Here is a 10,958-nt window from a genome sequence, read left to right on the forward strand (position 1 = left end):
GAGGTAGGAACTAAACCCAGGACGCTTCACGTGTCAGCGCTGCGATCAACCACCTGGCCTGCCTGCTTATAGCTTTTGCCAGCATCAACCAGCTTTAGAGCTTGGGCAATGCGATCCCGGTCATGTTGTGCCGTTCCACCGCGATTGCCTCGGACGAGCTCCAACCCGTCCTGAGCAAGGTAGCGATAAGCCAGACTTTGAGGAAACCCGACCTCTTCAATTGCGCTGAGCACAGATCGGCCACTCTCAACCAGAGCGACAACTTGTTGATACTGCTTGTCAACCAAACTCCGCTGACGCCGAGCACGGTTAAGCCCCTCGCTTTGGCGCCATGCCCTCGCCTGAACCTTCGAGACGCCCAACTCCTTCAGGATCACTGGCACCGGACGCGCATCATGCAGATACGCCTCCACAAACCGCTCACGTAGCTTCTCATCACCTGACATCTACACAACCTCCTAGCTGTATAGATGCATTCACCACCTGAGCCCGCCCGTCCATTCATCCCCCTTTTTCCCCAACAAGTGGGCATCGACTAAAATTATTGTACTTCCTTCTTTCAGTAGTTGACTCAACAGAAACAACCCCCTCAAGGCCGTTTCCTTTCCAACTCTCTGCACAAGCATGGTCGTCGCCCCGAATTCTATCTGGCCTAACCATTCTTGCGGTGAGGTTGCACCCACGAGCTGCAAGGCTCCGTCACTACGTTCGCAAAGACGTCTTTGGCCCAAGCAGGTTCAATGTATGCGCTAGGTGCCTCACCTTCTGCTGGACGTACTAGAATGTGTCCGCTTGGAAGCTTTTCAAGAAAGGAATCTGAGAGCTCAAAAGAAAGTTCCAAAGGGGCCTCTCCATCACTAATGCTAACTAGCTGGTTGCCATCTTCGCGCTCTATTAACTTTGTCTTTGTTCCTGCGTTCTTCGATGGCGCCGGAGTGGTTATGCTGTCCTGCTGTGGAAGCAAGGATCCTTCGTTTATTTTTAAGCTTCCACAGCAGGACAGCATCACTTCCAAACCGGCTTAAGTGACAAAATGCCATCGCTAAAGTCCCGATTTGAGTCCCAGGACGTGCTCTTTAAGAGAAATAACTAAAGCCCCTACCAGCGTTTCCACTGGTAGGGGCTTGGAAGTTGGTAGCGGGGGCAGGATTCGAACCTACGACCTCTGGGTTATGAGCCCAGCGAGCTACCGAGCTGCTCCACCCCGCGTCGAGATGACTTCTAACATCTGCGCTTGCCACAGTGGGTTTTATTGTGCCCCTCTGTGTCGGCGACTCCTGTAACTATACAGACAATAATGCGCCCACCCAAATCCCCAGCGCACCCGGCATATCGTCCGGGGTGCGGGGGCCGGGTGGGCGCGGTCGCCTAGCACCTAGTTACTGGTTCTCAGCGTCCTGGTAGCGCTTGACGGCCTCGTCTAGCTTGTCGAGGGCCCGGCCGTACTCCTCGTGGGAGCCGCCGCGGGCGTCCTCGATGCCCTTGAGGGCGTCGTTGATGCCGGAGATGGCATCGCCAGCAGCGCTATCCGCCGGGGCGCTGGCCGGGTCAGAGGCGGAAGCCTCCTGGTCCTTGTCGTCGCCGGAGCTATCCGCGTCCGGCTTGTCGCCTGCGCTACCGCGGCCATCGACTTCCTCGATGTCTTGGGCGGCCTCCGGGTCGATGCCGACCTGTTCCAGGGCCTCACTAATCGTCGGGGCGTAGCCCACGCGGCCCTTGTAGGAAATCAGCACGCGCAACAGCTTCGGGAACGCGGATTCCTGATCGGCGCGCTTGGAGTAGATCGGCTCCAGGTAGAGGATCTCTCCCCCACCGACCGGCAGGGCCAGAAGGTTGCCGTTCTCCAGCTCGTTGGTGCCCTCCCACAGGGAGCGGTCGCGGGCAACCTGGTCAGAGGACATCATCGCGTCCTGGGCCTGCTTCGGACCCTGGGTTTGCGTATCCGTCGGCAGGACGCGCACGGTGATCTTGCCGTAGTTCTGCGGGTCGGAGGTCGCCGTCATGTGCGCCGAGAGGAACTGACGGCGCAGGCCACGGTAGGTGGTGGTCAACTGGAAGCTGGCTTCCTCCGACTGCGGATCGCGGGCCATCACGTAGTACGGCGGCTGATCCTTGGCCTGGGCGCCCTCCGCCGCGGACGGGTCTTCCGGCACGGACCAGAAGGCGTCGTTGTTGAAGAACACGCCCGGGTCATCGACGTGGTAGCGGGCCAGCATGTCGCGCTGGACCTTGAACATGTCCTCCGGGTAGCGGAAGTGCTCGCGCAGCTCGTCGGAGATCTCCGACTCCGGCTTCACGACGTCTGGGAAGACACCCTCCCAGGCCTTCAGGACCGGGTCCTCGGTGTCGAACTCGTAGAGGTCCACGGTGCCGTCGTAGGCATCCACCACGGCCTTTACCGAGTTACGGATGTAGCCGACCTGGTCGTTGATGAGACGCTGGGTGGTCCCGTCCGGGTTCAGCGCGTCCTGGGTGGTCTCCGACAGGGTGGTGCGCTGCGAGTACGGCAAGGCCTCCAGCGTGGTGTAGCCGTCGACAATCCACTTGATCTTGCCGTCGATAACGGCCGGGTAGGTCGACGAATCCGTGGTCAACCACGGCGCGACCTTCTCCACGCGCTCGCGCGGATCGCGGTCGTAGAGGATCTTCGACTCGGAGCCCACGCGGTCGGACAGCAGGAAGTTCAGCTCGCGGTACTTCGCCGCGTAGATGGTGCGGTCGACGATGTTGCCAATGTCGACGCCGCCCTGGCCGTCGTAGGTGAAGGTGCTGGAATCCGTGTCGTACTCTACGGAGCGATCGCCGGTCTGGCCGACGATGGCGTAGTCCAGGCCGTCGTCCGCGGAAGCGATGACCGGGCCGTAGTAGACGCGCGGCTGCTGGACGTTGATGCCCAGCTCCTCCTCGGCGTCACGAACCTCGCCCTCGCGGTCTTCCTCGGCCTCCTGGGTATCCAGCTCGGAGACCGTGAAGACCGGGAAACCACCGCGGGAGGAGCCGGCGTCGCGGGCGACCTCATCGACCTTGTTGGCCTCGGCCGCGATGAAGCCGTTGCCGTGGGTGTAGACCGTGTGGCGGTTCAGCCAGTCCTGCTGGTTTTCCTGCAAGGCGTTCGGGTCCAGCTCACGGGCGGCAACCACGAAGTCGCGCAGCTGCCCGTCCACCTCGTAGCGGTCCATGGCCAGGGTCTCCGGAAAGCCGTAGAAGTTCTTCAGCTGCTGCATCTGGGTGAAGGTCTCACTAAGAATGTCCGGATCCAGAAGACGCAGGTTGTTGATGGTCTCCTCGTCCTTGGCCACTTTGGCGTCCGGGACCTCCTCGGCGCCCCAGTTTTCGACGTAGTCAACATCATCATCCGTAATCCCGTAGGCAAAGCGCGTGGACGCGATGTTGCGCTCGATGGATTCGGCTTCCTTCATCTGCCGGTTCGGCTGGACGGAGAACTGCTCCATCAGCAGCGGCCAGCCGTTGCCAATGACCAGGGAGGACACCAGCATCAGTACCACGGCTAGGCCGGGGATGCGCAGGTCCTTGATCACCACGGCGGCGAAAAAGGCGATGGCAACGAAGACGCCGATGACCATGAGGATGATCTTCGCCGGCAGGTAGGCGTTGATATCGGTGTAGGAGGCACCGGTAAACAGTTCGTTGGTATTAGTCAGCAGGTCGTAACGGTCCAGCCAGTAGCCGGCGACCTGCAGCAGCATCCAGATGCCGGCGGTCACGGCCAGCTGGACGCGGGCCGGCTTGGAGACCTGGCCTTTCACGCCCGCGGCCTGGTTGCCGAAGCGGATGCCGCCCAGCACGTAGTGGCCGATGAGAGCGATCAGGAAGGCGACCACGGCGAGCACGCTCAGCGAGCTGACCACTAGGCGGACGACCGGCAGGGTGAAGGCGTAGAAGCCCAGGTCGTGGTGGAACTGGGGATCCTGTACGCCGAAGTCATTGCCGTTGAAGAACAACAGCACGATCCGCCAGGAGCCCTGGAGGATGAAGCCCGCGGCCAGGCCGATCAGGATGGGCAGGAACTTCAGGACCGTGTTCATGGTCTTTTCGATCGACTGCCGGTACTGGTAGACCGGGGAATTCAGGTCCCCCATGTCCGCGTCCAGGCTGTCGGGCCTGCCCCGCCAGACGAAGTGGGCTGCCAGGGCCACCACCAGGGCGGAAAAGACCGCCGCGACTAGGAAGAGGACGATGCGGGCGATGATGGCCGTGGTGAAGACGCCGCGGTAGTCAATCGCGCCGAACCACTTCCAGTCCGTGTAGAGCCCGACGAAAATCGGGCCCACGATGACGAGGATCGCAATGATGCCCACGATCCAGCCCAGCACGCGCGGCGGGCGCTTCATAGGGGCAGCGGGTTGGGATAGGTTTGAAACCAACGCCAGCTCCAATCAATTATCGTGCGAATATAGAAAGTTATAGGCTTCCAGTTTAAGCAAGCACTAAAGTGACAACGAATAAGGATGTTCATGAGTTCCCCCAGCAATTCCCAGCCAGCTCTTAACAAAGCCATGCGGGAGGCCGTCGAGTTTGTCCACGCCGAAGGGTGGGACGCCGCCCCTACCCTTTTCGCCCTCGTGCCCACGGATTTAGTGGCCGCGCAGCTCGACGACTTGGGCGCTCACGATGACGCCCCGTTGACGCTCATCGTGCAAGATAACCTTCCCGAAAACTTGGAGCCGGGTTCGGAGGAGCTGGCCGACTACGTCTCCCGGCTGGCGTGGCCGCACGACGTGGAAGGCGTGGTCCTGGCCCAGGAGATCAAGTTCCGAGACGCCGCCGCGGGGGCAGACGCCCCGGCCCGCCCGGCGCGGCTGTATTCCGGCGTGCTGCGCGAGGAGGGCGTGGAGCTGACCCTGCTGCAGCTGCGCCCCACCGAGGAGGAGTTGGAAGCCGCCGGCCCCTTCGCCCAAGACGATATCCAACTGCGCGGGGGCCCCGACGTGGCGCCGGGGGTGCTCGCGGCCCTGCGCTATGGCTTGGAGCAGGACCCGGATGAGGTAGTTTAAGCTGTAAGAAACGGGGCTACGGTTTATCCAGCCCCGCTTGGTTCCCTATCGCGATGTTCTTTGAGGAGATTGATCCCGTGCGTCTTGCCAACCGTTTCCGCCGGGCGAGCCTGGCCGCCGCTACCGGACTGTGCGCGCTGAGCCTGGCCGCCTGTGGCCAGTCAGAAGAGGATCCCCAGCCGGATCCCGCCCCGGCCGCCAGCGAAACGGACAAGGCCCCGGAGACCGAGACCTCCGAAGCAAAGGAGTCCACCGAGTCTTCGGCTCCGGCCACCAGCACCGCGGAATCCGCTTCGGAGTCCGCCACAGATGTGTCTGAGCCGGCCGATAGTTCGGCCGCCAAGTCCTCGCAGGCCGCCGGCGACGAAAAGCTGGAGGAGTCCGTCGCTCAGGTCTACGAGATTTTCGCCAGCCTGGCGCCGCGCTCCCTGTTCGCCCAGTTCGATAGCTGCGATGACGTGGGCATGCGAGACTCCTACAACTGCACCGGCGCCGAGATCGGCTCCATCCAGTTCTACAAGTCCTCCTCCCAGGCCGCCCAGGCCACCCAGGTCCTGACCGGCCTGCGCAACGGGCACGTAGTCAAGGACGAGGGCGACATCCTAGTCGGCTGGTCCACCCTGGGCACCGACACCATCCTGTCCGTCGTGGACAACGACAAGGGGCTGGTCATGAAGCAGCTGGCTCCCTCCGACGTGGAAGAGCCCGAGGAGCTCCTCGAGGAGATGGGCGTCCTCTAAACCGCCCCCGTCGCGGGAGCACCCGCGGCCTTCGCCCTGCCTGCCCGGCGCTACTGCGCCGGGCAGGTTTTCACGTCGCGCCCGGCGTCGAAGTCATCCATGGCCGCGATGGCATCATCCAGCGTGTCGACGCTGGCGATCACCATGTCGCCGTGGTCGCGGCTGGTGGCCTCTGCGCAGTTCGCGGAAGGAGCCAGGAATAGCTCGGCGCCGGCCTCTTCGGCCGCGTCCACCTTGTGCACGATCCCGCCGATGGGCCCGACCTTCGCGTCCGGGCCGATGGTGCCGGTGCCGGCCACGAAGTGCCCGCCGGTCAGGTCCCCGGGCGAGAGCTTGTCGATGACGGCGAGGCTGAACATCATACCGGCCGACGGGCCGCCGATATCCTGTAAGTTGTAGTTGACCTTGATGTCCTCCGCCGGCTGGGTGGTCATCAAAATTCCTAGTAGCGGGACGTCCTCGTCGTGCGGGGAAGCAGCCAGCGTTACTCTTTCTTCGCGTTCCTTGCCGTCGCGCTCGACGGTCAGGGTGACTTCGTCGCCCGGCGCGTGGGACTGGATGCGCTTTTGCAGCTCCTGCGGCTCCCCGACTGCATCCCCGTCCAGCGCCTTGATCACGTCCTCGCGCTCCAGGGCGCCCTGGGCCGCGGAGTCCTCGGTCAGATCGGCGACGACGATTTCTACCGGCTTGTCCAAGTAGTCCATGGCCGCGATCGTGGCGGCGGACTCGGAGTCGGTGAACGCCTGCTTGTTAGCCTCTTCCATCTGCTCCGGCGACATATTCTTCGGGATGACCGTCTCGATGGGCACGATAGTGTCGTCGCTGGTCAGCCAGCGGCCCAGCATCTGCATCAGGCTCATCTGCGTGCGCACCGAGACGGTGGTCATGTTCAGGTGCCCGGCCGGACTATCGGTGTTCGGGGCGTCGACCTCGACGACGGGCTTACCGTCGACCTCGTCCAGGGTGTTCACGGTCGGCCCAGGCCCCTCGGCGGCATAAGGCACCGCGAGGTTGATATCGGTTCCGGGGATCTCGGTGACACTGACCGCGGCGCCGAGCAGGACCACCGGGATTGCGCCCCACACGAGCGTGCGCCGGCGGCGCGAGGATGAAGAGGTCATGGCCACACAGCCTACCGTGTTCGCTATCAGCGTTTAAGTTGGCATGGTGGCGGCCTTAGCGCGAACGGTAGATTAGGGACTATGACTAACGGATTCGGCTTTTCTTTCCCCAATAATGATGATGACGACGATAACAACGATCGCCGCGACCAGAACCCGTTTGGCGCCTTCGGATTTAGCGGAGCCGGGGGCGGCGGATTAGGCGATATGCTCAACCAGTTCGGGCAGATGCTGTCCGGCATGGGCTCGTCTATGAACTCGCCGGAAAACTCCGGCCCGGTTAATTACACCATGGCCGAGCGCATCGCCCGCCAGCAGATTTCCAGCGACAAGCCCGTCGGCGACAAGGACACCCAGGCCGTCGAGCAGTCCCTGCGCCTGGCCGAGCTGTGGCTGGATGATTCCACGGACCTGCCGACCGCTAGCTCCACCGTGGCGGCGTGGAATTCCACCGAGTGGTTAGAAAACACCCTGCCCATGTGGAAGCGCATGGTCACTCCCGTGGCCGAGCACATGAACGAGGCGCAATTAGAGTCCATGCCGGAGCAGGCCCGGGAGATGATGGGCCCGCTGTCGCAGATGATGAACCAGATGTCGGGCATGAATTTCGGCATGCAGCTCGGCCGCGCGCTGGGCGACCTGGCCCAGCAGGCGCTGACCGGCTCCGACTTCGGCCTGCCCGTCGCCCCGTCCGGGGTGACCGCCATGCTGCCGCACAACATCCAGCACATCGCGCGCGACCTGGACATCCCGGCCCAGGAGGTCATGGTCTACATCGCGGCCCGGGAGGCCGCCCGCCAGCGACTGTTTACCCACGTGCCGTGGCTGGTCGAACGCCTGGTTTCCTCCGTGGAGGAATACGCCCTGGGACTGGTCATTGACACCTCCCACATCGAGGAGGCCACCCGCGAGCTCAACCTGGAATCCGGCGATCCGCAGGCCATCCAGGACGCGATGAGCAAGCTGCAGGGCATGGATCTGTCCCCGCGCATTTCCTCGCGCAACGCCGCGGCCGTCTCCCGCCTGGAGACGCTGCTGGCCCTGGTCGAGGGCTGGGTCGAGCACGTCGTCACCGAGGCCATGCAGGACCGCATCCCGTCGACCTCGGCGATGAACGAGGCCTGGGCCCGCCGGCGCACCTCCGGCGGCTCCGCCGAGAAGGCGTTTTCCCGCGTGGTCGGCATCGAGCTGGCTGCCCCGAAGGTCCGGGAGGCCGCCGAGCTGTGGCGCCGCTCCACCGTGGCCGTGGGCGTGACCAAGCGCGACGGCGCCTGGGAGCACCCCGACCTGCTGCCCACCGCTGAGCAGCTGGACAACCCGGCCTCCTTCATTGACGCCCTGCTGGACGACGCCCCGAGCGACGACTTCGACGCCGAGTTCGCCAAGCTGGAAGAGATGCTGCGCAACGAGGACACCAAGGACGAGCCCGGCGACGCCGAGTCCGCTGAGGGCAAGTCCGACGCCGACAAGTCCGCCGACGGTGAATCCGCCGAGGACGACACCGAAAACGAGGATAACGAGAACAACGACGAAGACCAGGGCGAGGACGACGCCCCGAAGAACGACTAAGCCGGCGTAGGCCGCCCGGCCTGACCCGCGTTGGCTCTTAGCTTTCGTTTATTTCGCCAGCCCCGCCGCCGAAGCGCTGATAGGCCTCCAAATAGCCTTGCGCGCGCTCGGCGTGCGGGGCTTTGTTGGCCCACATCCAGAACACTTCCCCATGGTTGGGGATGAAGGTGTGCACCAGCTCGTGGATGATGACCGAGTCCAGCACATATTCCGGCACCCGCTGCAGCCGGTGGGAGATCCGAATGGCGCCCGTGGTCAGGGTGCAGCTGCCCCAGCGGGTGTTCTGGTTGGTCACCCAGCGGATAGAGCCGACCCGCGCTTGGCCGTACAGGTAAGTCTGGTTGAGGTACTCGGCGCGCTCGGCCAGTTTTTCGTCGCTGGCGTGCGGGGAGGCCGCCTTCTTGGCCAGCTGCCGGCGCATATCGGCCACGGCCTTGTCCTCTTGGGCCTGCGACATCCAGGCCGGGATCCGGACTTGGAGGACGCCGCCTACCACTCGGGCCTCGACGGTGCGCTTGCGCCGGGCCGAGCGGATAACCCGCACCGGCATGGTGGCGGCTGGCTCCCCCGGCTGCTGTGGTCTCGACATGACAGCCCATCCTAGCTGTGTTCCAATGAGGACACGCGCTCAAGGCCATGCCGCCAGGGGCGCTACTCAAAGGGGTGAAGAGACGCCATCACGGCGAGGGGGAAAATCCACAGGTGGATAACGAAGACACGACTAACGCCAGGTCTGATGCGGGCACGGCCTTTTTCGCCGATCCGGAGGACACAGACCCGCCGGCCGGAGCGGGTGAGAGCTTCCGCTTCGCGCCCGGGGTGGGGTTTTATGCGCGGGATGCGGGCACGCTGCAGTTCGGGCTGGATGCCACCCGCGCCGGCCTGATTGGCACCGGCCAGCCCATGCGCCTGGCCCGTGCGCTGGCTAACCTCCCGGATCCCTTCACGCGCGCCGACTGGGAGGACCTGGCAGGCCTGCCGCCGAGTGCCTCCCGCAGCCTGCTGGACGACCTGCTCAAATACGGCATCGTGCGCACCCAGGGGCCTGGCCCGGCGGTGGTGGTACTCGGCCGCACGCGGCTGGCCGGGCTGGTCACGGAGACGCTGCGCGCGCACGGGTGCCGGGTGCGCAACCCCTTCGACCGAGAGACGATGAGCTCCTACCTGGCGCACACCGCCCCGCACACCCCCATCGTGCTCGTCGACGAGCTGGCCGAGGCCCTCTACTGGGCGCCCCTGCTGGCCCGGTACCGCGCCAAGGCCTTTACCTGGCTGCCGGTCAGCGCCATCGACTCCCGCGGGATCATCGGGCCGCTGCACTACCGCGGCGAAGGACCCTGCCCGCTGTGCTTCGACCTGGTGCGCAGCGACATGGACCCGTCCTGGCCCACCGTCATCGCCCAGTACGGGCAGCACACCACGGCCCACGACTTCGCCGTCTATCACGCCATCGCCGCCCACACGCTGGTGGCAGTCGGCGCGGTCACCGGCACCCCTACCCCGCCGGGGATTCCCGCCGCCCGGGCCCTGCCCGGAGCGCTCATCGACTTGGACGTCTACGGGCAGACCACGCACCGCATCCTCGAGCCGCACCCGCACTGCCCCGCCTGCTTCTAGTGTGCTGTGTTAGCTCGCGAGCAGTGCTTTGCTCGCGAGCGTGCTGTTTAGCCGGCCACGTGGCCAGAGACCAGGCTCAAGATTTCCGCGCCGAATTTTTCCATCTTGCTCGGCCCCACGCCGGAGACGCTGAGCAGCGCGGCCTCGTCCGTGGGCAGTTGCTCCGCGATGGCCAGCAGCGTGGCGTCGGAAAAAATCACGTACGCCGGCACCTGGGCCTCGGCCGCGACGTCCTTGCGCCAGGCCCGCAGGCGGGCAAAGAGCTCCTCGTCGACATCGGAGGCGCAGAACTCGTGGCGGCCGAGCGACTTCTCCGCCGGGGTGGCCAGCGGGCGCCCGCACACGCGGCAGGACGAGCGGCGCCGGGACCTCCGCGACGGCGCGTTAGCGGTCTGGTCCTGGACTATTCCGTCCAAAAAGCGGGTGCGCTCCCGGTTGGCGCGGGCTCCGGTGGTCTTCGCGCGCGCCCAGGAGCACAGCAGGTGTTCGCGGGCGCGGGTGATGCCGACGTAGAACACCCGGCGCTCTTCCTCGATGTCCTCGGCGTTGCCGGACTTGATGGCGTGGTTGAGCGGCAACAGCTTTTCGCTCAACCCCACCAAGAAGACCGCGTCCCACTCCAGGCCCTTGGCGGCGTGGAAGGTGGCCAGGGTAACGCCCTCCATTACCGGGTTCTGCTTGTTGCGGGCGCGCTCCTGCAGCTGGGCGACCACCCCGGGCAGGTCGATGCCAGGACGGTTGTCCACCAGCTGCCGGATGAGATCCACCAGGGCGCTTAGAGACTGCCAGCGCTCCCTGGCCTGGGCGCCGTCGGGCTCGCGCTCGGAAAGCCCCAGCGGCGCGAAGGCGGCCCGGGCCACCGCCACCGGGTCGGCCGGCAGGTCGTCGCGGCGGGG

At 64.7% G+C, this 10,958-nt stretch carries 9 protein-coding genes and 1 tRNA gene; 4 read left to right on the plus strand and 6 right to left on the minus strand.

Annotated features, from left to right (window positions below):
* Positions 1-26 precede the first annotated feature (26 nt).
* From HMPREF3067_RS10305 to HMPREF3067_RS10315, 3 genes are all read right to left on the minus strand, one after another.
* Positions 27-446: a hypothetical protein gene (locus HMPREF3067_RS10305; RefSeq protein ID WP_070769636.1), complete on the minus strand. Its 420-nt coding sequence runs from the start codon at positions 444-446 to the stop codon at positions 27-29.
* A gap of 686 nt (positions 447-1,132) precedes the next feature.
* A tRNA-Met gene (locus HMPREF3067_RS10310) sits at positions 1,133-1,209 on the minus strand.
* Between the two features lie 170 nt (positions 1,210-1,379).
* The gene (locus HMPREF3067_RS10315; RefSeq protein ID WP_070769637.1) at positions 1,380-4,352 is read right to left on the minus strand and encodes a UPF0182 family protein; all 2,973 of its coding nucleotides are present in this window, start codon (positions 4,350-4,352) and stop codon (positions 1,380-1,382) included.
* A 123-nt stretch (positions 4,353-4,475) separates the two neighbouring features.
* On the opposite strand from HMPREF3067_RS10315, the gene HMPREF3067_RS10320 reads away from it, so the two are divergent.
* Complete coding sequence (locus HMPREF3067_RS10320; protein ID WP_070769642.1) at positions 4,476-5,015, plus strand: PPA1309 family protein; 540 nt, start codon at positions 4,476-4,478, stop codon at positions 5,013-5,015.
* 77 nt (positions 5,016-5,092) lie between these two features.
* Entirely contained in the window at positions 5,093-5,755 is a 663-nt protein-coding gene (locus HMPREF3067_RS10325) for a hypothetical protein (protein WP_070769643.1), read from the plus strand.
* Positions 5,756-5,805: 50 nt separating this feature from the next.
* Here HMPREF3067_RS10325 and HMPREF3067_RS10330 read toward each other — a convergent pair whose 3' ends face one another.
* Positions 5,806-6,876 (minus strand): YlbL family protein, encoded by a 1,071-nt coding sequence (locus HMPREF3067_RS10330; RefSeq protein WP_070769638.1) that lies wholly within the window; start codon positions 6,874-6,876, stop codon positions 5,806-5,808.
* 81 nt (positions 6,877-6,957) lie between these two features.
* Here HMPREF3067_RS10330 and HMPREF3067_RS10335 point away from each other — a divergent pair, with 81 nt between their 5' ends.
* Entirely contained in the window at positions 6,958-8,445 is a 1,488-nt protein-coding gene (locus tag HMPREF3067_RS10335; protein ID WP_070769639.1) for a zinc-dependent metalloprotease, read from the plus strand.
* Between the two features lie 37 nt (positions 8,446-8,482).
* On the opposite strand, the gene HMPREF3067_RS10340 is transcribed toward HMPREF3067_RS10335, so the two are convergent.
* Positions 8,483-9,034: a M48 metallopeptidase family protein gene (locus HMPREF3067_RS10340; protein ID WP_070769640.1), complete on the minus strand. Its 552-nt coding sequence runs from the start codon at positions 9,032-9,034 to the stop codon at positions 8,483-8,485.
* 113 nt (positions 9,035-9,147) lie between these two features.
* Between HMPREF3067_RS10340 and HMPREF3067_RS10345 the strand changes: the two genes are divergently transcribed.
* Positions 9,148-10,062, plus strand: coding sequence for a hypothetical protein (locus HMPREF3067_RS10345; protein WP_070769641.1), 915 nt, complete (start codon positions 9,148-9,150; stop codon positions 10,060-10,062).
* A gap of 47 nt (positions 10,063-10,109) precedes the next feature.
* Here the strand turns inward: HMPREF3067_RS10345 and HMPREF3067_RS10350 are convergent.
* A partial coding sequence (locus tag HMPREF3067_RS10350; RefSeq protein ID WP_141759392.1) for a 3'-5' exonuclease occupies positions 10,110-10,958 on the minus strand: 849 nt, incomplete at its 5' end.

Source organism: Corynebacterium sp. HMSC04H06 (assembly GCF_001815935.1).
In the GTDB taxonomy this organism is placed as follows: domain Bacteria; phylum Actinomycetota; class Actinomycetes; order Mycobacteriales; family Mycobacteriaceae; genus Corynebacterium.